We start from the raw sequence: 21,444 nt of genomic DNA on the forward strand, positions 1-21,444 counted from the left end.
TAAAACTCCTCAAAACACCGTCTCCCCACTCTCTTCCAGCGTAAACTTGACATTATCCTCAATCCATTTACGGCGTGGTTCGACCTTATCACCCATAAGGACATTGACGCGACGTTCTGCGCGTGCTAGGTCTTCGATTGTGACACGGATAAGGGTGCGAGTTTCTGGATTCATAGTTGTTTCCCAGAGTTGGTCCGCATTCATCTCACCAAGACCTTTGTAGCGTTGGAGGGTAGCGCCTTTGCCGAACTGCTTGCGAAGTTCTTCTAGCTCGCCATCCGTCCAAGCGTAGGCCACTTCTTCTTTCTTGCCTTTGCCTTTAGACATCTTGTAAAGTGGAGGAAGGGCGATATAGACATGTCCAGCTTCAACTAGCGGACGCATATAACGATAAAAGAAGGTTAAGAGAAGTGTTTGGATGTGGGCACCGTCGGTATCCGCATCGGTCATGATAATAATCTTGTCATAATTAGCATCTTCAAGAGAGAAGTCTGCCCCCACACCAGCACCGATGGTATAAATCATGGTATTGATTTCTTCATTTTTGAGGATATCTGCCATCTTAGCCTTGGCTGTATTGATAACCTTACCTCGAAGAGGCAAGATAGCTTGGAACTTACGGTCACGGCCTTGTTTAGCAGAACCACCGGCAGAGTCCCCTTCGACTAGATAGAGTTCATTCTTAGCTGGATTTTTAGACTGGGCTGGAGTTAATTTCCCAGAAAGTAAGCCCTTGTCTTTCTTATTCTTTTTACCATTACGACTCTCATCACGCGCCTTACGTGCTGCTTCACGAGCATCGCGAGCCTTGATAGCCTTGCGAATGAGATTGGAAGCCAGTTCACCATTTTCCATAAGGAAAAAGGTCAACTTATCAGCCACAATTCCATCTACAACAGGACGAGCAAGGGGACTTCCTAGTTTATCCTTAGTCTGTCCTTCAAACTGCAAGTGTTCTTCAGGGACTAAAATAGAAAGAACGGCTGCTAATCCTTCACGGTAATCGGACCCTTCAAGATTTTTATCTTTTTCCTTAAGAAGACCAGTCTTACGGGCATAGTCATTCATAACCTTGGTAATGGCAGACTTAAGTCCTGTCTCATGCGTTCCACCGTCTTTAGTACGAACGTTGTTAACAAAGGACAAGATGTTATCTGAAAATCCATCATTATATTGGAGGGCTACTTCTACTTGAAAACCATTATCTTCGCCTTCAAAGTAAAGGACTGGCGTCAAGGTTTCCTTGTCTTCATTGAGGTAAGAAACAAAGTCTTGTACCCCATTCTCATAATGGAATTCAATTGCTTCATCTGTTCGTTTGTCCGTTAATGACAAGGTTACATTTTTCAAGAGAAAGGCTGACTCATTGAGACGCTCTGAAATGGTATTGTATTTAAAGTCTGTCGTAGAAAAGATACTAGCATCCGGCATAAAGGTCACTTTGGTACCTGTTTTAGACTTAGGTGCAGTTCCAACCTTTTCAAGAGTTGTTACTGGTTTCCCACCATTTTCAAAGCGTTGTTTGTAAACAGCCCCATCACGTGTAATTTCTACTTCAAGCCAACTAGAGAGTGCATTCACAACAGAAGAACCAACCCCGTGGAGACCACCAGAAGTCTTGTAACCACCTTGACCGAATTTTCCGCCAGCGTGGAGAATGGTAAAGATGACCTCAACCGTTGGAATCCCCATAGCGTGCATACCAGTTGGCATCCCACGTCCGTGGTCTTGAACCGTTAAGCTCCCATCTTTATTAATGGTTACATCAATACGATCACCAAATCCAGATAAGGCTTCATCGACTGCATTATCGACAATTTCCCAAACAAGGTGATGTAGCCCAGCACCGTCTGTCGATCCGATATACATCCCTGGACGTTTACGGACCGCATCCAACCCTTCTAGCACCTGAATGGCGTCATCATTATAATTGTTAATATTGATTTCCTTTTTTGACACAAGGAACCTCCTATTTGTTCATCTTTTCTATTTTACAGGTTTTCTAAGGATTTTGCAAAATTTTCAAGTTAAAAGCCTATTCACAAGTCCTTTTTAGTAAAAAATCACTCATTCTCACCCTAAAAAAAGAAACCAAGACGAGAGTCTCAGTTTTCTTTTCCTTTAACTTGGCTTGTTGCAATATCTTCACCAAACCATTTTTGGCTAATTTCTTGGAATTTTCCTTCTTGATACAATTCCACAAAAGCCTTATTAAAATTGGCTAATAAGGTCTTATCCGCTGGTCTTACTCCGACCGCAAATGACTCACTCTCAAAACCGGCTGAGAAAATCTCATACTGGTCTAATATCCCTTCCGTTTTAAGATAATAATTGGCATAAACACGGTCAATTAAAAGAGCATCAATCCGATCATTTTGCAAGTCAATCAAGGCTTCATTAAAACTCTGATACTGGTTTGCTTTTTGATCTTTTACGATATTTTTCAACAGGTCAGGCTGAGCTTCAAAATCTAGATAACCAGAAGAACCTGCTTGGGCTCCCAAAATCTTATTTTTCATATCCGAAACCGACTGGATATTTTGCGATTTTTTTGAGACTAGAACCTGCTGATTCTCCATATAAGGAATGGTAAAAGCTACTTTCTCACGGCGTTCATCAGTCGCCGAATATCCATTCCAGATTGCATCAATGGTCCCGTTTTGAAGTTCTGTTTCTTTCATATCCCAATCAATGGGTTGAAACTGTACCTTGAACCCCAGTTTCTCAGAAACGGCTTGGGCTAAATCAATATCAAATCCAACATATTGCCCATTCTTTTCTTCAAATCCCATAGGAACAAAAGTATTGTCAAATCCAATAGTAATGCTTCCTTGTTGTTGGTATTTTTCCCAATTATCTACTTTAGGATTGCTAGCTTTTTGCGTGCATCCTACCAGGAAAAAAGCCAGAAAGAATACCAAAACAAGGCTGATTTTCTTTCGATTCATAGACACCTCCTACTTAGGCTCTACTTTGAGAATCTGGTCAGCAATATTCTCTGCAAACTGGAGGTCGTGGGTCACGACAATCTGCGTCATGCCTAAGTCTCGATTTTGTAAAATCAGTTTTTCAACTTCGAGACGCAACTCTGGATCAAGGGCCGAAGTTGGTTCATCATACCCAATTACCTCGGGATCTATCATCATTGCACGTGCTAAGGCAACCCGTTGCTTTTGACCACCAGATAAGGAATAAGGATAGGCATCTGCATGAGCTTCGAGTCCCAGACGAGTGAGTAAGTCGATTGCCTTCTTCTTAGCATCTGCTTCAGACATCCCCATAGTCTTGATAGGTGACAAAATCAAGTTTTCCATAACGGATAAGTGAGGAAAAAGCTGAAAATCTTGAAAAACAAATCCTAACAAGTGGCGCTTTTCAAGTTCATCCAATGGTAGGGATGCTCCATTATAAAATATCTCTCCTGAATCAATAGTTTCAAGTCCAGCTAACATTCTAAGCAAGGTTGTTTTCCCACCACCAGAAGGTCCAACGATGGCCAAAATTTGCTTTTCCGGAATTGTTAAACTGAAATTTGATAAAATTTCTTTTTTTCCAAATTTTTTGCTGATATTTCTTAACTCTAACATGGATAACCTCCTATCTATAATAGCTGAACTTCTTCTCAAGTTTCTTAGCTAAAATCGTAACGATACCAATCATAAGCAGATAAATAGCTCCTGCTAGAAACATTGGAATCAAGCTAGCATCACGATTGGCTGCAGTACGACTAGCTAGGATTAAATCTGAAATACCGAGCGCATAGACCAGAGAAGTATCCTTAACCAAACTCATAACCTCGTTAAATACACTTGGTAAGACAATTTTGGTCACCTGTGGCAAAATGATATAGCGAACGGTATCAATAGGATTAAATTTCAAAACCTTAGCTGCTTCGTACTGCCCCTGAGGAATGGTTGCAATCCCTCCACGGAAAATTTCAGCAAAATAGGCTGCATAATTAAGCGTGAAGGCAATAATCGCTGCAGGCACACGATCTAAACGAATCCCAATACTTGGAAGGACATAATAACTAAAAATTAGTTGCAAGAGCAAGGGTGTCCCGCGCATCACCCAGATATAGATATCAATCATGTAATGGAGGGGTTTCCAATGGACCTGTAAGCAAAAGGCAACCAAAATGCCTAAAGGGATTGAAAAAAGCAAGACCAGTGCAAAAACTTGTAAAGTCATTGTCGCACCGCTCAATAAACTTGGCAATATCTCGAATAAGTAAGACATATTCCACCTCCTAAAAATAATTGTTCCTATTATAGCATAAATAAACACAAAATCAAGGATTTTCAGAAATTTCCATGAATTTTTAAAACTTTAGCCTTAATTTCCGAACAATAGTGTTCCTAATAAAACTTTTCTACTTACTTAAAGTTTCAGATGTCACAATTTGAGAAAAGATTCCTTTCCGTTTCTCTCCTATTTCATGGTATAATAGAAGCATGATGACAATAGTATTATTAATTTTAGCTTATTTATTGGGTTCTATCCCTTCAGGACTGTGGATCGGGCAAATCTTCTTTAAGATTAATCTAAGAGAACATGGTTCTGGTAATACTGGAACGACCAATACCTTTCGAATCCTAGGTAAGAAAGCGGGTATGGCAACCTTCGTGATTGACTTTTTCAAAGGAACCATCGCAACCTTACTCCCACTTATTTTTCATGTTCAAGGTGTTTCACCTCTAGTCTTTGGTCTTTTAGCTGTAATTGGGCATACCTTCCCAGTATTTGCAGGCTTTAAAGGAGGAAAGGCTGTCGCAACTAGTGCTGGAGTCATTTTCGGATTTGCTCCTCTATTTTGCCTCTATCTAGCAGTTGTTTTCTTCGGCACTCTTTATCTAGGCAGTATGATTTCTCTCTCTAGTGTTACTGCTGCCCTCGCTGCTGTACTTGGGGTGATCCTCTTTCCACTTATCGGTTTCCTACTGCCAAGTTACGATTTATTATTTGTAGTGATTATCTTAGCCCTCGCAAGTCTAATTATCATTCGCCATAAGGATAACATCAATCGTATTCGTAATAAAACAGAAAATCTTGTTCCTTGGGGCTTAAATCTCACACACCAAGAACCTAAAAAATGATTGAGAGAAAAAGTTTTTGAGAATCTAGCTCTACTACCGCTCAAAGATTAAGGAAGAAATAGTATGCAACATAGTATTAGTGACCGTAAGTCTAACCAGCAAATCATTAAAGATTTTATCAGTAACTTCATCGGTTCGCTGAGTGGTAAAGCATTCAATTTTGCTTTAGGTTTGATGTTACTGGACCAAACAAAATCTGCTATGAGTTTTGGGATAAATATGATTATTTATCCTTTAGTTAGTTTGATTTTCTTGGTACCTATTGGCAATATAGTAGATAAGTACCACCATAAAAAGATTCTAACCTTTAATTTCATTTTTCGGATGCTTATCTTTCTCTTCTTTTACGCCTTCTATTTTTTAACGGATTCATCTAGTATCTTGTATCTGGTGATTCCATTCGTCGTACTCCACTCTATCACAGTCAATATCAGTGACACTTGTTATTCAGCTTCTATTCATGAATTAGTCAATGACAGAAAAATTCAACGATTAAGTTCTGTTACACAGACCGCCATCGCTATTGCAACTATGCTTTCTCCAGCTATCGGAGTTATTTTTTATAGTTGGATTGGTTTTGCAGGTTTTATTCTTATCGAAATCCTTGCAAACTTTCTATCCTTAGGAGTTCTGCTCACTATGAAATTTTACTACGAGTATGAAGAGCCTGAAACGGCGAACAAAAAACTGGAAAAACAACTGTATGGAGTTAAAGAAATTATTCACTTTTTAAAAGAAAATCAGATTGTTAAATACATCATTCTTGTGAGTGTCGTTCTTAACTTCTTCTACACCTCTATCAGTATTGGAGTCCCATTTGTAGTCAAAGAACAGCTCCTCTTAGATAATGCAACCATTGGAATCCTTGAAACTATGTCAGCAATTGGAATGCTGCTAGCTAGTATTTCCATGTCACTACTACCGGACAAAAAAGAAAACAAACTCCTCTCTAATAAAATCAGCTTCCCTCTTTTTCTTCTAATCATTGCGATTATTGGTTTAGGAGTAACATTTTCAACAACCCAGTCTCAAATCTTTATTTCAACTCTTGGTGGTTTATTCATGGGAATCATCGCATTTACTCTGGTTATCTTAAATATTGTTGTCATGACCTACCTTCAAAGTACCATTGAAACTAAATTTTTAGGCAGAGTTATGAGTACCTTATTTACACTCAATACCTCTATTATGCCAATAGGGACACTTGTATTTACTTATTTATTCCAACAAGAAGTAAATGGTGGGGTCATCTTTATTGTTGGCGGTACTTGCCTTCTAATCTATACGATGTTCCTACTACCTCGCATTTTCAACCTTTTAAAAGCAAGTTCAAAGTGATTAATAATTGTAAGTGAAAAAAACCTTTTGATATCTTTACGAGGTATAATTCTTGATAAAATAAAGCGTCAGTTTCAAACCGACGCTTTTTTGTTTATTTAGATTTGATATAGTTGATACCATCTGCCTTCGGTGCAACAGCTTTACCAAAGAAGGCTGCTAGTACGACAATGGTCAAAAGATATGGTGCAATTTGCAAGTAAACGGCTGGGACTCCTTGCAAGAAAGGAAGTTGAGAACCGATAACTGCTAAACTTTGTGATAGTCCAAAGAAGAGACTTGAAAGCATAGCACCAACAGGATTCCATTTACCGAAGATCATAGCAGCAAGTGCGATAAATCCAGGTCCAACGATGGTTGTAACTGAGAAGTTAACGGAAATTGACTGAGCGTAGATAGCTCCACCGATTCCTCCAAGGAAACCTGAAATCACAACTCCAAGATATCTCATCTTGTAAACATTAATCCCCAAAGTATCTGCTGCTTGTGGATGTTCACCTACTGAACGGAGGCGAAGTCCAAAGCGAGTTTTAAAGAGGACAAACCATGCTAAGAATGAGAAGGCAATTGCTAGGTAACCAAGTAAACTTGTTGACTTGAAGAAGATATCTCCGATAACTGGGATATTAGCCAAAAGAGGGAAATCAAAACGTCCAAAAGTTTGCGTTAAGTTATCCGTTTGTCCCTTGTTATAAAGCACCTTCACCAAGAAGACTGCCAAGGCTGGCGCCATCAAGTTAAGTACGGTACCACTGACAACATGGTCAGCACGAAAATGAACTGTAGCTACTGCGTGAATCAGTGAAAAGATAGCTCCGACTAATCCACCAACTAGAAGAGCCAACCAAGGAGTTAATGCTCCCAAATCTTGTGCAAATTCAAGGTTAAAAACAACTCCAGAGAAGGCACCCATGACCATGATTCCTTCAAGTCCAACGTTAACAACTCCACCACGTTCAGAGAAAACGCCTCCGATACTTGTGAAAATAAGTGGTGCTGAGTAAATCAACATTGAAGAAACCATAAGGGTTAGCATTGTTGTAATCGACATCCTTATTTACCTCCTTTAAGTTGTTTTCTTGGTTTGACAAAGCGTTCGATGATGTAGTGAACGCTGACAAAGAAGATAATTGAGGCTGTAACGATACTTACAAGCTCTGATGGAACTTGAGCGGCATTCATACCAGGGGCTCCAACTTGAAGCACTCCGAACAAGAAGGCTGCAAAGAGAATTCCAATCGGTGAGTTTGCAGCAAGTAGACTGACCGCCATACCATTAAATCCGATCGCCAATGATGAACCTTGAACATAGACGTTTTGGAAGGTACCAAGTCCTTCTACAGCTCCACCTAGACCTGCAAGAGCACCTGAGATAATCATTGATAGAATAATGGTGCGTTTAGCTGAAATACCTGCGTATTCAGAAGCATTTGGATTGAGACCAACTGCACGGATTTCAAAACCGAGAGTTGTCTTCTTAAGCAAGAACCAGATAACTGCAACTGCAATGATGGCAAAGAAAATCCCAATATTCATACGAGAGTTTCCAGTTAACTCAGCAAGCCAAGGCGTTTGATAAGTTGCGTTTGCACTTACTCGGATTGATGAGTCTGTACTTTGCATGATATCTTTAGGGAAAGAGTGGATAAAGGCATTACTTGTATAGAGAACAATGTAGTTCATCATGATGGTTACGATGACTTCAGATGTTCCAAGATAGGCTCTTAAAATACCAGGAATGGCACCAACGATTCCTCCAGCCACCAACGCAATGACAACTGTCGCAAGAATCAACAATGGACGTGGCAAATCTGGATTTGAAAGAGCGAACCAGCCACTCATAACCCAACCAGCGAGTGCTTGTCCTGGAAGCCCGACATTAAAGAAACCAGCACGACTCGCAACTGCAAATCCAAGAGCAATCAAGACTAATGGCCCCATGGCACGGAAAATTTCACCGATTCCACGAACACTACCAAAGGCTGTGTAGAACAACTCTTCATAACCCCAAATAGCATCATAGCCAAAAATCCACATGACGATGGCTCCAAGCAAGATTCCAAGGATAACAGAAATCAAGGGAACCGAAATTTGTTGTAATTTTTTAGACATCACTCTTCTCCTTTTTCCAATTCACCACCAGCCATCAAGACACCAAGCTCTTGCTTGTTGGTTGTTTCTGGCGTTACAATCCCTTGAATCTTACCATCATGGATAACAGCGATTCTATCTGAGACATTTAGAATCTCATCTAGTTCAAAGCTGACTACAAGGACAGCTTTCCCATTATCACGTTCTTGAATCAAGCGTTTGTGAATGTATTCAATGGCACCGACGTCCAAACCACGAGTTGGTTGGCTGACGATGAGGAGATCCGGATTTCGATCAATCTCCCGAGCGATGATTGCTTTTTGTTGATTTCCTCCAGAAAGGGCAGAAGCTGGAACAATCTCACTAGCAGCACGAACATCAAACTCCTGCATTAATTTTTTCGCATAGTCAATGATATTCGTATAATTTAAAATTCCCTTCTTGCTAAGAGGTTCTTTATAGTAGGTTTGAAGAGCGATATTTTCAGAAATCATCATTTCCAAGACCAAACCATCACGGTGACGGTCTTCCGGAACGTGACCAACGCTCAGTTCAGTAATTTGACGTGGATGCAATCCTACAATGGACTGGCCTTTCAATTCCACACTACCAGACTCAATCTTACGAAGTCCTGTGATAGCTTGGATCAATTCAGACTGACCATTTCCATCAATACCGGCAATTCCGACAATCTCACCAGCCCGAACATCGAGTGAAAGATTTTTAACAGCAGGAACGCCACGGTTTTCATGAACAACCAAGTCTTTGATGGAAAGAACGACTTCTTTAGGTTGTGGTGCTTGCTTCTCAGTTTTAAAGGAAACAGAACGTCCCACCATCATTTCTGCCAAGTCAGCATTAGTTGCACCAGCAATTTCAACTGTTTCGATTGATTTCCCACGACGGATAACTGTAACGCGGTCAGAAACTGCACGAATTTCATCCAACTTGTGGGTAATCAAGATAATTGATTTGCCTTCTTTGACCAAGTTCTTCATGATAGCCATCAACTCATCGATTTCTGATGGTGTTAAAACGGCAGTTGGTTCGTCAAAGATAAGAATATCGGCACCACGATAAAGTGTCTTCAAAATTTCAACACGTTGTTGAGCACCAACAGAGATATCTGCTACTTTGGCAGAAGGATCCACAGCTAGTCCATAACGCTCTGATAATTCAAGAATTTCTCGAGTTGCTCGAGCAATATCTAGAACACCATTTTTGGTTAATTCGCTTCCCAAAATGATATTTTCAGCAACAGTGAAAGCCTCTACCAACATAAAGTGCTGGTGAACCATCCCAATTCCTAGGCTAGCTGCTTTTGATGGCGAGTCTAGTTTTACAACTTGACCGTTAACCACAATTTCACCACTAGTTGGTTCTAGAAGCCCTGCAAGCATGTTCATAAGAGTGGACTTACCAGCTCCATTTTCTCCTAAAAGTGCATGAATTTCACCTTTACGAAGTTCAAGGTTAATCTTGTCGTTAGCGACAAATTCACCAAAAACTTTGGTAATTTCACGCATCTCAATGACATTTTCGTGTGCCATGTGCTCTTCCTTTCAGAGTTTTATTTTGTTTCAATAAAACCTGCTAAAGAAACTTAGCAAGCTCTATTGAGACAAAACACTTTGTCTCAATTCTTAAAGAAGCGGCCACAGGCCGCTCCCCTAAGAAATGACTTTCATCCATTATTTTTCAGGAACTTTTACACTTCCATCAAGGATTTTAGCTTTTGCATCTTCAACAGCTTTTTTACCTTCTTCAGAAAGGTTAGTTGTTACTAGATCAACCCCTTTATCCTTCAATGAGTAAACGATCACTTGACCGCCAGGGAATTCACCTTTTTCAGCTTTGTTTGCGATATCTTGAACTGTTGTTCCGACTTGTTTCAAAGTAGAAGCAAGTACGAAGTTTGATTCTTTACCGTCTTTAGAAGTATATTTACCTTCGTCAACTTGGTCACGGTCTACACCGATAACCCAAACTTTTTCGCCTTCGTTTTTGCTTTCATTCAAAGATTTAGCTTCTGAGAAGACACCTGCACCAGTACCACCAGCTGCTTGGTAGATTACGTCTGCACCTGCAGCGTATTGAGCTGCAGCGATTGTTTTACCTTTAGCGGCATCACCAAATGAACCAGCATAGTCTACTTGTACTTTGATAGATGGGTCAACTGACTCAACACCAGCTTTGAAACCAGCTGCGAAACGAGAAATAACTTCAGATTCCATACCACCTACAAAACCAACTTGTTTTGTTTTAGTAGTTTTAGCTGCTGCTACACCTGCAAGGTAAGCTGCTTCGTTATCAGCAAATGTTACACTTGCTACGTTCTTTTGATCTTTAATCACATCATCAATCAAAACATAGTTCAAGTCTGCATGTTCTTTCGCTGCTTCTTCAACCGCATTGTGAAGGGCAAAACCAACACCATAAATCAAGTTGTAGCTTCCTGCTGCTTGGTTCAAGTTGTTAGCGTAGTCGGCTTCACTTGTTGATTGGAAGTATGTGTAGCCTTTATCTTTTGCAAGATTGTGCTCTTTACCCCAAGCTTGAAGACCTTCCCAAGCTGATTGGTTGAATGATTTATCATCAACACCACCAGTATCTGTAACGATAGCTGCTTTAGTCTTCAAATCAGAAGATGAAGAAGCTGCGTTACGAGAAGAGCGATTACCACATGCAGCAAGTCCAAATGCTGCTACTGCAACTAGACCAAGGCCTAGCCATTGTTTCTTGTTCATTACTGAACCTCCTAAATAAGATGCGCAACGAAGTTGCAAGTATGGATTGATTGGTCACAAGGACCTTGTCACTCAGAGAGTGACACAGACTATTGCAAGTCTGTAAATGAGTATGGAAGTAATTCCCCGACCGTCATCTCGACCGTCGTTTTATCTTTGGCGACTAGAGTCACCTTTAGATCTGGTTTAAAAAATTCGACCATAACCTGTCGGCAAGCACCGCAAGGCGAAATAGGTTTCTCAGTTTCCCCATAAACAATCAATTCTGAAAACTCTCGTTGTCCTTCAGAAACTGCCTTAAAGATAGCTGTCCTTTCGCCACAGTTAGTCAAGGGATAGCTAGCATTTTCAATGTTAACCCCTGTATAGATACTTCCGTCCTTGGCTACCAAAACAGCGCCAATCGGAAAATGTGAGTAGGGAACGTAAGCTTTTTTACTAGTTTCAATCGCTAAATCAATCAACTCAGTAGTCGCCATCTGCTAACTCTCCTTTTAAGATTGCTACACCAGAAGATGTTCCAATACGAGTAGCTCCAGCTTCAACAAAGGCAACAGCATCTGCATAAGAACGAGCACCACCAGCAGCTTTAACCCCCATATCAGGTCCAACTGTTTGGCGCATTAATTTAACATCCGGTAGGGTTGCACCACCTGTTGAGAAGCCTGTTGACGTCTTGACAAAGTCTGCTCCTGCTTTCTGGGCTAGCTGGCAAGCCTGAACTTTTTCTTCATCAGTTAACAAACAAGCCTCAATAATAACCTTAACCAGTTTGTCTCCACTTGCTTCAACAACTGCTCGAATATCTGACTCAACTAAATCAGCATTCCCAGACTTGAGTGCTCCAACATTGATGACCATATCAATCTCATCAGCACCATTTTGGATAGCTTCTTTAGTTTCGAAGGCTTTAACAGCAGATGTTGTGGCTCCAAGAGGAAAGCCTACAACCGTACAAACCTTGACATCAGTATTTTCTAGACCAGATTTGGCATGAGCAACCCAGCACGGATTGACACAAACACTGGCAAAATCATAGTCTTTGGCTTCAGATAACAAACGATCAATTTGTTCCACTGTTGCATCTTGCTTTAAAAGCGTATGATCAATGTATTTATTTAATTTCATTTCGGTTTTTCCTTAAATTAGGAGATGATTTCGATAATTTCACGTGATTTTATCACTTCATCACTTATTTTAATTTTAACATATTTTTGGAAATCTGTAACTAGTTCCGGAGAAATTTTGCCATTTGCATATACTTTTGCAACAATTTCACCCTTTTTGACTGATTCTCCAACTTTCTTCTCAAAAACAATCCCTGTCTCATAGTCAAGAGCATCTGTTTTAACGGCACGACCAGCACCCAATCTCATAGCAAAAAGACCAAACTCCATGGCTGGAAGTTCTGCGATAAGTCCGTCTTCTTGAGCAGGAATATCAACTACATGGTCAACTTTTACTTGACGATAGAGGTCTTCTAGATCTCCACCCTGAGCTAGAACCATCTCTTCAAATTTCTTGAGAGCCTTACCATTTTCAAGATGTTGCCTTACTTCCTCAATAGTTTTTTCAACATTTGCTAATGATAACATAATCTGGGCCAACTCACAGATAAAGTGGCTAATATCTTGACGGCCTTTACCTTGAAGAATTTCCAGAGCTTCTAGGATTTCTAAACGATTACCAATGGCACGTCCCAAAGGTTGACTCATATCAGTAATAACTGCTACTGTCTTACGACCTACAGCCTTACCAAGGTTTACCATGGTTTGAGCCAGTTGGCGTGCCTCATCAACTGTCTTCATAAAGGCACCTTCACCCACTGTTACATCAAGTAAGATAGCATCAGCTCCAGCTGCAATTTTTTTACTCATGACCGAACTAGCAATCAAGGGAATGGTATCCACTGTTGCCGTCACATCACGAAGGGCATAGAGAAGTTTGTCAGCCTTAACCAGTTGATCGGATTGCCCAATAACTGAAACACCAATATCTTGAACTTGTTTGATAAATTCATCCTGACTTCGTTCAATCTGAAAACCTTTGATGGATTCTAATTTATCGATAGTACCACCCGTGTGGCCTAAGCCCCTACCGCTCATCTTAGCCACTGGGACATCAAAACTGGCTACCAAGGGTGCTAGGATTAAAGTTACCTTGTCACCGACACCACCCGTAGAGTGTTTATCAACCTTGACACCATCTATAGCTGATAAATCAAACTCCTGACCTGTCTTAACCATATTCATAGTTAAATCAGAAATTTCTCTCGTGGTCATTCCTTGGAAGTAAACTGCCATGGCAAATGCTGACATCTGGTAGTCAGGAACTGTTCCTGCGACATAGCCTTCAATCAACCATTGGATTTCGTTCGAACTGAGTTCTTGCCCGTCTCTTTTTTTCTGGATTAGATCTACTGCTCTCATTCTTTTACACTTCTAAGGATGTAATATCCCTTATCTTTCTTTACAACCTCACAATTGCCAAATACGTCTTCCATCTTACTTTTGGCACTTGGGGCTCCTTGTTTCTTTTGGATGACAATAGTCAAATCTCCACCGTCTACTAAAAAGTCTATACTTTTTTCGATGATTTCGTGGACTACTTGCTTACCAGCACGTATAGGAGGATTCGAAATGACATGGTTAAATTGTCCCTCTACCTGCTCATAAATATTAGACTGGAAGATAGTCGCTTGAACCTTGTTTTTCATTGCATTTTGCTGGGCTAAATCCAGAGCACGGTTATTGATATCCACCATTGTCGCTTGGACACCATAAGCCTTAACCAAAGACAAACCTATCGGACCATAGCCACAACCAACATCAAGAATTTTTTCACCTTTTTCAACATCAAGGCATCTTAACAACAACTGACTTCCAAAGTCAATCATTTTTTTACTAAAGACACCAGCATCTGTCAAAAAGGTCATCTTTTGCCCAAGTAGCTCAACTCTAAGCTCATGAACATCATGGGCTGCATCTGGATTTTCTGCATAATACATTTTACTCATGATACTATTTTACCATAAAAATAAGTTATTTGTAAATCGTTTACAAAGGTATCAAGCCTTTAAATCACATTGTATTTTTTCAAAAATAATATAAGTTCTGATTAGGATTAGGGACCTAGTAAAAAGCTCCCCACTGCCATGGTAATCGGAAAAGCAAAGATACAAGCTAAACCAAAAAAGAAGAGCCACCACTTTCTTTTAAAGAAGGCTAGCACAAGGTAGCCAAGACCTATGAGGGGCAATAAGATAAAAAGGACAAAAATAGTCCAGTTATAGGAGTAAGGTCCTATTGAAAAGGAGAAATGCACCCAGTTTGGTGATAACCATAAAACAACTACAAATAGGCTGATAAAAACCAGCGTTTTTTCTCTTAATCTAGCTTTCATCTTAGCACCTCCTTTATAGATTTTCCCACTTATATTTTAACAAAGAGAGCGCTATTCTTCAATCTCAATCAATTATTGGAAACGAATGACAAGTCATTGGGAGCTACAAGGTGTCACAGTCAGGATAAAACAACAAATTTATTGTCTATAATCAGACACATTTTGATTACTATTGCTTTACCTTCAAATACTTAATTATCAACAGTATTCCTAATAAGATGTTTAGATAAAAGCCCAACTGATAAGTTTGTGTTAGGATTTCCAAACTTGTCCACAGTCGTATCAAATCTTCTATTGACATGCGGAATAAATAACCCTCTGTAGCAATCCACAAAATCAAAAATAGATAACTACTAGCAGCAAGCCATTTCGTCCACCGTTTTTTTAGTAAGAAAGCAATTAAGAGCGAACAGATAAAGACAGCTGTTACAATAGCATGATCCATCAAAAAAGTAAAACCGTAATAGGTTTCCACAAAGCGTCTGCCATTATCTGCATTGGCTCCTTTTATAAAAGGTAAAGCAAAACTTAAAATAAAACAGAGTTCCAATATGTAACTTTTTAAGATTTTCATAGTACACCTCCTATAAGTTGTGAACTAAAAAGCCCCCTTTATTAGCTGATAAAATCAGGAGAAACCAGCTCCTACTTCATCAATAATTTGTTCATCCTCTATCTACTTATAGTATATACTACTGACTTACCACATTCAAGAAACCGCTTCATTTTTTTAGCTTTTTATGGTATGATAGACAAAATATCTAGGGGAAAACAAATGACCAACGAATTTTTACATTTTGAAAAGATAAACCGCGAAACTTGGCAATCCTTGCATCGCAAAACAACTCCTCCCTTGACCGAGGAGGAGTTAGATTCTATTAAGAGTTTCAATGACCAGATTAGCCTACAAGATGTTACTGATATCTATCTGCCACTGGCACATCTGATTCAGATTTACAAACGTTCCAAAGAAGATCTTGCCTTTTCAAAAGGCATTTTCCTTCAAAGAGAGAGCAAAAAACAGCCCTTTATTATCGGAGTTTCTGGAAGTGTTGCCGTAGGTAAATCAACCACTAGTCGTCTCTTGCAAATTTTGCTTTCTCGTATAGTCCCTAGAGCAAGTGTTGAACTGGTTACGACGGATGGTTTTTTATACCCAAACAGTGTCTTAATTGAGCAAGACATTCTCAACCGCAAGGGTTTTCCTGAGAGCTACGACATGGAAGCTTTGCTCAATTTCCTAGACCAACTCAAAAATGGACAGGATGTTGATATCCCTGTTTATTCCCATGAAATCTATGATATCGTGCCAGGTCAAAAACAACGAGTAGAAGCCGCTGATTTTGTTATTGTTGAGGGAATCAATGTGTTCCAAAATCCACATAATGCCCGTCTCTATATTACTGATTTCTTTGACTTTTCAATCTATGTCGATGCCGCTGTCGAAGACATTGAAAGTTGGTATTTGGATCGTTTCTTAAAACTTCTTAGCTTTGCTCAAGATGATCCAGGCAACTATTACTATCGTTTCACTCAACTTCCTCTTAGCGAAGTCAAGGATTTTGCCCACCAAGTTTGGACCAGTATCAACCTAACCAATCTCCAGAATTACATTGAACCGACACGAAATCGTGCCGAGGTCATTCTCCATAAATCTAAAAATCACGAAATTGATGAAATTTACTTAAAAAAATAATTTCCCCTTGTCAAAACGTAAGTTTTCAGATATAATGGTATAGTTAGTAAAAATGGAGGTAAGAACATTGGCAAACATTAAATCAGCTATCAAACGCGCTGAATTGAACGTTAAACAAAACGAAAAGAACTCAGCTCAAAAATCAGCTATGCGTACTGCTATCAAAGCTTTTGAAGCAAACCCATCTGAAGAACTTTACCGTGCTGCCAGCTCAGCTATCGATAAAGCAGAAACTAAAGGTTTGATCCACAAAAACAAAGCTAGCCGTGATAAAGCACGTCTTGCAGCTAAACTTGGTTAATCATTAACTGCATACAAAATGAGCTCCTCGGAGCTTTTTTTGTGCACATTTTCTGGAGGTTATTATGAAAATAGCTATCATTGGATATTCTGGATCAGGCAAATCCACTCTTGCAGAAAAACTAGCTAATCACTACTCTATCCCCAAACTTCATATGGATACTCTCCAATTTCAGCCAGGGTGGCAAGATAGTGACCGCGACTGGATGCTGAACGAAATGAAAACTTTTCTAGCCAACAACGAAAACTGGGTCATTGATGGCAACTACTCTTGGTGTTGCTATGAGGAAAGAATGGAGCAAGCTGACCATATCATCTTTTTAAACTTCTCTGCTTGGAATTGTCTGCTAAGAGCCTTTAAGCGGTATTTAAAGTACAGAGGAAAAGTGAGAGAAAGTATGGCAGCGGGATGCCCTGAGCAATTCAATTGGGAATTTATCCGTTGGATTCTCTGGGATGGACGTACAAAAAATGCTAAGGAAAGATACCAATACTTAAACAATACTTACCCAGAAAAGATGAGCATTCTCCATTCTCAAGCAGAGATTGATTGTTTTTTGCGATCTTTAAAAAAGTAAACAATATAGTAGCATTTCATTAAAATCAGCATGTACTGATTGACTAAAAAAGGAAGATTTTCATCCAGAAAGTCTTCCTTTTTTCCTTTTATTCAACAATTAAAAATAACTCAAGCAATTTATAAATCAACAATAAAGTTCCCCTAGAAATGAAGAGAATCTTGTTCATAGTTTCTGAGTTCGTGATACAAAAAAACTGAAGGAAGTATAATCCTACTTCTTTCAGTTTTTTATTGTCTCAATTTAGAAAAAACTTCTCCAATCTTACCTTCGATAACTAAATCTGCTTTGCTATCTTGAGGAGTGCTGGACTTGTTGATAACGACAAGATTTGACCCTGAAAAATAATTGATTAGGCTAGCTGCAGGATAAACGACTAAGGAAGTTCCACCAATGATCAATAAATCTGCTTGCTGAATGACTTGGGCTGCTCGACTAAAAACATCCATATCCAGAGGTTCTTCATAAAGGGTTACGTCAGGTTTGACCACCTTACCACAATCTAAGCAGTAAGGAACTGGACCTTCAAGTGCCAAAAATGCAGTCAAATCATAAAAGCGATGACAGCCCAAACAGTAATTACGATCTGCACTACCATGCAGTTTCAAAACTTTCTGAGATCCTGCCATTTCATGAAGGCTATCGATATTTTGCGTCACAATCGCCTTTAATTTGCCTGTTTTTTCCAACGATGCTAGATAATCATGTGCTAAATTTGGCTCGGCATCTGGATAGATCAGATACTTTTTGTAGAAATCAAAAAAATCCTCTGGATAGCGCTCAAACATTGTGCGTGAAACCAGTTGCTCGGCAGTAAAATGGCGCCCTAGTTTCAGACTATATATACCATCTGAACTACGAAAATCTGGAATATTAGACTCTGTAGAAACCCCTGCACCACCGAAAAAGACAATTCTCTGACTTTGATCAATAATACCTTGTAGTTGTTCAATTTTATCCATTTTGTACTCCTAGGAATTTTCAAGTTAAAAAGTTGAAAGCCTTGACTTCTTGTCAACTTGGCTTCCAACTTCATTTGATTATGATTTAGATATTAAACTGACTAGTCTCGGTCCTTTGACACAATTAGGCTTTCTTCAATTTCCTTATTCTTACCTATTTCAGGATTGATTCATTGTTGATAGTTATCATTTTGAGAACAAGAGAAATCATTCTGAATATAGCCTACCTTTAGTCTGCAATCAATGTTTCTAGACCAACCTTCATCATATCAGTGAAGGTGTTTTGACGTTCTTCTGCAGTTGTATCTTCATCTGGATTAACCAAACTATCTGAAATAGTCATGATAGCAAGGGCATCAACATGATGTTGAGCTGCAAGATAATACAGCGCTGCCGCTTCCATTTCCACAGCTTTCACTCCCCATTTACCAAGTTCGATATTTTTTTCAAAGTAATTTGAGTAGAAAACATCTGATGACAAAACATTTCCGACGTGAGTAGTCATACCAAGGTCTTTGGCAATATGATAAGCCTTGTCTAAAAGATCAAAGCTAGCAATTTGTGGAAAATCGTATTGAGGCCAATCGTTGCGGATGATATTTGAGTTGGTAGCAGCTGCTTGTGCCAAGACCAACTCACGAACGTGAACATCCTCATTCAAAGAACCGGCTGTACCGACACGAATCAATTTTTTCACACCGTAATCGACAATCAATTCACGAGCATAGATAGAGATGGATGGCATACCCATCCCTGTACCCATGACAGATACACGGTGACCTTTGTAAGTACCTGTATAACCAAACATGTTACGGACTTCGTTGAAACAAACAGCGTCTTCAAGGAAATTCTCAGCGATAAATTTTGCACGAAGAGGATCTCCAGGAAGGAGAATTTTATCAGCAATTTCACCTTGCTTAGCAGCAATATGGATAGACATAATTTATGATACAAAGAGCGACCAGAAAGCGACTGAAAATTAGGAATCTGACGAGAAAACCTGATTTCTCAGTCAGATTATCTATTTTCCGAGCTTTCCGCTCGTGTTCAAATTAGAACACACGCTCTACCTTTCTTTTTTATTAATAGGACAGGCGACAGAGAACAAAGTAAAAATAGGAAACTGGCGACGCATTATAAATGCTAGACAGTTTATCTTTTTTACACAGTTCTCCGCCCGTATTCAGTTCAGCTAATACGGTTAACCTATCCTTTCTGTGTGTATTCTTTGTTTAAAAAAGCTTTCCGTTCGTGTTCAAATTAGAACACATGCTCTAGCTTTCCATTTTGTTTAGTTTGTTAATGAATCCAAAAATTCGTAAAGCTTTGCATTCATTTCTTGATAATCATATGCGCGAATGGTCTCAGGATTTTGAACATAGGTCAATTTTTTGCTTTGTTCTTCCAAAACTTCTTCACCATCCGCAGCAATCAGAAGGTCAATCGCTTCTGAATCAAATTCCAAATGAGCTTGGAAAGCATAATGTTTAGGACTAAAGCGAATAATCTGACGTGGACAACCTTGACTGGTCGCAAGGACGACAGCATTCTCTGTTAATCCCGGCATATCTCCATGCCAGTGGCCTGAATCAAAGTTTGCACCAAACAAGCCGACATGCGGATCTGCTAGGCCTTCAGGCGTTAAGCTCACAGGATACACCCCAATCTCACGCTCTGGACTATGCTCATACTCCGCCCCATAAGCAACTGACATGAGCTGCGCACCCAGACAGACACCAACGATGTAGCAATCCGCCTTCATAGCTTTTTGAATTAGTTCAATCTCAGCTTGTGGATCATAGTAAGGGAAGGTTGTGCGATCCTCATCTGGCGATTGTGGTCCTCCCATTACGATCAAAAAGTCGATCTCATCCACTGTCTCTGGTAAGGCTTCATTCTCATAGACTTTGGTCGTGGTCACTTGATGGCCACGTTCCTGCGCCCACTTTAGATAAGCACCCGGTACTTCAAAAGTTTCGTGCAAGACAAAATGCACTCTCATTGTTTATTCTCCCATCTATTTTGAATCACATAAGACACACCAGCAGCTAGTGCCAGTGGTAGAATCAAAGTCCAGCTCTGTCCTGTAAAACCAAGGCTCAGGGCAATGGCTGTCAGTGGAGCTTTTAAGGTCGTCCCTAAAAAGACGGTCGCTCCTAGTAGCATTCCTAGAGCTGGATCTAGATGAATACCAACTGCTGTCAAAAGCAAGGTCACTAGGTAGCCAGAGCCAATCCCTAAGGCAAATGATGGTGTCAAAGTTCCCCCATAAGCACCATTGCGCAAGAGGAGATAAACCAGAAGCCCCTTCACTACGAGAGTCAATGGAAGATAGGGAATCGGCTGGCTAGACAACAAGGCTTGGGCTAATACCTGGCCATTTCCCATAAAGATAGGGAAAAAGGCTACTAGGCTCCCCAGCACTAGAAAGGCTAGAGGAAGAGCCCAAAGAATCGTCTCGTCCTTGCGACGTTTGCGACTAGCCCGACTGGCTAGAAAACGAAAGGCAAGTGCCAACGGAGTAACTAATAAAGCTACTATGACAGCCTGGAAGAAACTACTCGCTGACCAATGAACCAGTGACATGTGATAAATAGCACCATGGCCAACAATAGGCTGGGATACCCAGGCCGCTAGGTAAGTACTGGACAAGACCAGTACAAAATTTTTCCAGCGATAAGATACCCCCAAGGTCTCAAAGACAAACAAGCTACTGGCAAAAGGAACCTGATAAACCGCAGCTAAGCCGGCTCCTGCTCCACAGGCAATCAAAACTCTTCGCTCTTTGATAGTCAAAGACAAGACTTTGCCCAATCTTCCAGCTATAAGAGCACCAAGCTCGCGTGGAGCTGCTTCTTTTCCGACCGAAGCGCCGGCTCCGACAATCGCAACCTGCATACTTGCATGAAGGATATGGGCTAAGAGCGCTGGTTCTTTATCTCCAACCAGGTCAATTTGACTTCGAATGGAAAGGAGTTTATAACGCCGTTGCAGGACATGCCAGAATCCTGCTGCCAAAATCCCTGTCACAGATAGAACGAGAAATCTACGGAGTCCTCCAGCTTGTTTGAATTGCTGGAGCAAATCTGATCCATCTTGACCAAAGGCAAGCCATTGCACACCTTCTAGTAAATAGTGACAAGCAATTCCAACTAGACCTGTTCCTATTCCCAAAGTTATAGTCGCTAACAGCAGGCGCCATCCGTAGGGTAGGCTTTGGAGTCGTGCTCTCAT

The 21,444-nt window shown here is 40.2% G+C and carries 23 protein-coding genes; 5 read left to right on the forward strand and 18 right to left on the reverse strand.

All coding sequences use genetic code 11. The features are described 5' to 3' along the window. Positions 1 to 9: 9 nt before the first annotated feature. From parE to AAFQ93_RS07925, 4 genes are all read right to left on the reverse strand, one after another. Entirely contained in the window at positions 10 to 1,959 is a 1,950-nt protein-coding gene (gene parE, locus AAFQ93_RS07910; protein ID WP_375555112.1) for a DNA topoisomerase IV subunit B, read from the reverse strand. Positions 1,960 to 2,105: 146 nt separating this feature from the next. Continuing rightward, positions 2,106 to 2,948 (reverse strand): amino acid ABC transporter substrate-binding protein, encoded by an 843-nt coding sequence (locus tag AAFQ93_RS07915; protein WP_375555113.1) that lies wholly within the window; start codon positions 2,946 to 2,948, stop codon positions 2,106 to 2,108. 9 nt (positions 2,949 to 2,957) lie between these two features. Next, positions 2,958 to 3,587, reverse strand: a complete 630-nt coding sequence (locus AAFQ93_RS07920; protein WP_375555114.1) for an amino acid ABC transporter ATP-binding protein — start codon at positions 3,585 to 3,587, stop codon at positions 2,958 to 2,960. Positions 3,588 to 3,597: 10 nt separating this feature from the next. Next, positions 3,598 to 4,239 carry an amino acid ABC transporter permease gene (locus AAFQ93_RS07925; RefSeq protein WP_375555115.1) on the reverse strand — a complete coding sequence of 214 codons (642 nt, stop codon included), beginning with the start codon at positions 4,237 to 4,239 and terminating at the stop codon, positions 3,598 to 3,600. A gap of 215 nt (positions 4,240 to 4,454) precedes the next feature. Between AAFQ93_RS07925 and plsY the strand changes: the two genes are divergently transcribed. Beyond that, on the forward strand, positions 4,455 to 5,096 hold the full coding sequence (gene plsY / locus AAFQ93_RS07930) for a glycerol-3-phosphate 1-O-acyltransferase PlsY (RefSeq protein ID WP_375555116.1): 642 nt from the start codon (positions 4,455 to 4,457) through the stop codon (positions 5,094 to 5,096). A 63-nt stretch (positions 5,097 to 5,159) separates the two neighbouring features. Beyond that, a complete protein-coding gene (locus AAFQ93_RS07935) occupies positions 5,160 to 6,434 on the forward strand; it encodes an MFS transporter (RefSeq protein ID WP_375555117.1) in 1,275 nt (424 codons plus the stop codon). Between the two features lie 94 nt (positions 6,435 to 6,528). On the opposite strand, the gene AAFQ93_RS07940 is transcribed toward AAFQ93_RS07935, so the two are convergent. The 10 genes from AAFQ93_RS07940 to AAFQ93_RS07985 all read right to left on the reverse strand — a co-directional run bounded on the left by AAFQ93_RS07940 (position 6,529) and on the right by AAFQ93_RS07985 (position 15,248). Beyond that, positions 6,529 to 7,485 (reverse strand): ABC transporter permease, encoded by a 957-nt coding sequence (locus AAFQ93_RS07940; RefSeq protein WP_049509105.1) that lies wholly within the window; start codon positions 7,483 to 7,485, stop codon positions 6,529 to 6,531. A gap of 2 nt (positions 7,486 to 7,487) precedes the next feature. Next, on the reverse strand, positions 7,488 to 8,546 hold the full coding sequence (locus AAFQ93_RS07945) for an ABC transporter permease (protein WP_000038693.1): 1,059 nt from the start codon (positions 8,544 to 8,546) through the stop codon (positions 7,488 to 7,490). Then, positions 8,546 to 10,075, reverse strand: a complete 1,530-nt coding sequence (locus tag AAFQ93_RS07950; RefSeq protein WP_375555118.1) for an ABC transporter ATP-binding protein — start codon at positions 10,073 to 10,075, stop codon at positions 8,546 to 8,548. The genes AAFQ93_RS07945 and AAFQ93_RS07950 overlap by 1 nt, the downstream gene beginning before the upstream one ends. Positions 10,076 to 10,216: 141 nt before the next feature. Beyond that, positions 10,217 to 11,272 (reverse strand): BMP family protein, encoded by a 1,056-nt coding sequence (locus AAFQ93_RS07955; protein ID WP_375555119.1) that lies wholly within the window; start codon positions 11,270 to 11,272, stop codon positions 10,217 to 10,219. An 89-nt stretch (positions 11,273 to 11,361) separates the two neighbouring features. Next, on the reverse strand, positions 11,362 to 11,751 hold the full coding sequence (locus tag AAFQ93_RS07960; protein WP_000246078.1) for a cytidine deaminase: 390 nt from the start codon (positions 11,749 to 11,751) through the stop codon (positions 11,362 to 11,364). After that, positions 11,738 to 12,400, reverse strand: coding sequence for a deoxyribose-phosphate aldolase (gene deoC / locus AAFQ93_RS07965; RefSeq protein WP_371561104.1), 663 nt, complete (start codon positions 12,398 to 12,400; stop codon positions 11,738 to 11,740). The genes AAFQ93_RS07960 and deoC overlap by 14 nt, the downstream gene beginning before the upstream one ends. A gap of 17 nt (positions 12,401 to 12,417) precedes the next feature. Beyond that, the gene (locus AAFQ93_RS07970; protein WP_375555120.1) at positions 12,418 to 13,701 is read right to left on the reverse strand and encodes a pyrimidine-nucleoside phosphorylase; all 1,284 of its coding nucleotides are present in this window, start codon (positions 13,699 to 13,701) and stop codon (positions 12,418 to 12,420) included. Then, positions 13,698 to 14,288: a class I SAM-dependent methyltransferase gene (locus AAFQ93_RS07975; RefSeq protein WP_375555121.1), complete on the reverse strand. Its 591-nt coding sequence runs from the start codon at positions 14,286 to 14,288 to the stop codon at positions 13,698 to 13,700. Before AAFQ93_RS07975 ends, AAFQ93_RS07970 begins: the two co-directional genes overlap by 4 nt. A gap of 107 nt (positions 14,289 to 14,395) precedes the next feature. Further along, the gene (locus tag AAFQ93_RS07980) at positions 14,396 to 14,674 is read right to left on the reverse strand and encodes a 1,4-dihydroxy-2-naphthoate prenyltransferase (protein WP_075227719.1); all 279 of its coding nucleotides are present in this window, start codon (positions 14,672 to 14,674) and stop codon (positions 14,396 to 14,398) included. A 169-nt stretch (positions 14,675 to 14,843) separates the two neighbouring features. Then, positions 14,844 to 15,248, reverse strand: a complete 405-nt coding sequence (locus AAFQ93_RS07985) for a hypothetical protein (RefSeq protein WP_075227720.1) — start codon at positions 15,246 to 15,248, stop codon at positions 14,844 to 14,846. Between the two features lie 201 nt (positions 15,249 to 15,449). Between AAFQ93_RS07985 and coaA the strand changes: the two genes are divergently transcribed. The 3 genes from coaA (at position 15,450) to AAFQ93_RS08000 (ending at position 17,248) form a co-directional block, all read left to right on the forward strand. Continuing rightward, the gene (gene coaA / locus AAFQ93_RS07990; RefSeq protein ID WP_223139888.1) at positions 15,450 to 16,370 is read left to right on the forward strand and encodes a type I pantothenate kinase; all 921 of its coding nucleotides are present in this window, start codon (positions 15,450 to 15,452) and stop codon (positions 16,368 to 16,370) included. A gap of 52 nt (positions 16,371 to 16,422) precedes the next feature. Beyond that, entirely contained in the window at positions 16,423 to 16,671 is a 249-nt protein-coding gene (gene rpsT, locus AAFQ93_RS07995) for a 30S ribosomal protein S20 (protein WP_029689628.1), read from the forward strand. A gap of 64 nt (positions 16,672 to 16,735) precedes the next feature. After that, positions 16,736 to 17,248 (forward strand): DNA topology modulation protein, encoded by a 513-nt coding sequence (locus AAFQ93_RS08000; protein WP_060955903.1) that lies wholly within the window; start codon positions 16,736 to 16,738, stop codon positions 17,246 to 17,248. A 230-nt stretch (positions 17,249 to 17,478) separates the two neighbouring features. Here AAFQ93_RS08000 and AAFQ93_RS08005 read toward each other — a convergent pair whose 3' ends face one another. From AAFQ93_RS08005 to AAFQ93_RS08020, 4 genes are all read right to left on the reverse strand, one after another. After that, positions 17,479 to 18,210: an NAD-dependent protein deacylase gene (locus AAFQ93_RS08005; protein WP_375555122.1), complete on the reverse strand. Its 732-nt coding sequence runs from the start codon at positions 18,208 to 18,210 to the stop codon at positions 17,479 to 17,481. A 229-nt stretch (positions 18,211 to 18,439) separates the two neighbouring features. Continuing rightward, positions 18,440 to 19,150, reverse strand: a complete 711-nt coding sequence (deoD, locus tag AAFQ93_RS08010) for a purine-nucleoside phosphorylase (RefSeq protein ID WP_045763751.1) — start codon at positions 19,148 to 19,150, stop codon at positions 18,440 to 18,442. Positions 19,151 to 19,501: 351 nt separating this feature from the next. Then, entirely contained in the window at positions 19,502 to 20,212 is a 711-nt protein-coding gene (locus tag AAFQ93_RS08015; protein ID WP_375555123.1) for a glutamine amidotransferase-related protein, read from the reverse strand. Beyond that, positions 20,209 to 21,444 (reverse strand): chloride channel protein, encoded by a 1,236-nt coding sequence (locus tag AAFQ93_RS08020; protein ID WP_375555124.1) that lies wholly within the window; start codon positions 21,442 to 21,444, stop codon positions 20,209 to 20,211. Before AAFQ93_RS08020 ends, AAFQ93_RS08015 begins: the two co-directional genes overlap by 4 nt.

The organism is Streptococcus nidrosiense (genome assembly GCF_042140045.1).
GTDB lineage: Bacteria > Bacillota > Bacilli > Lactobacillales > Streptococcaceae > Streptococcus > Streptococcus nidrosiense.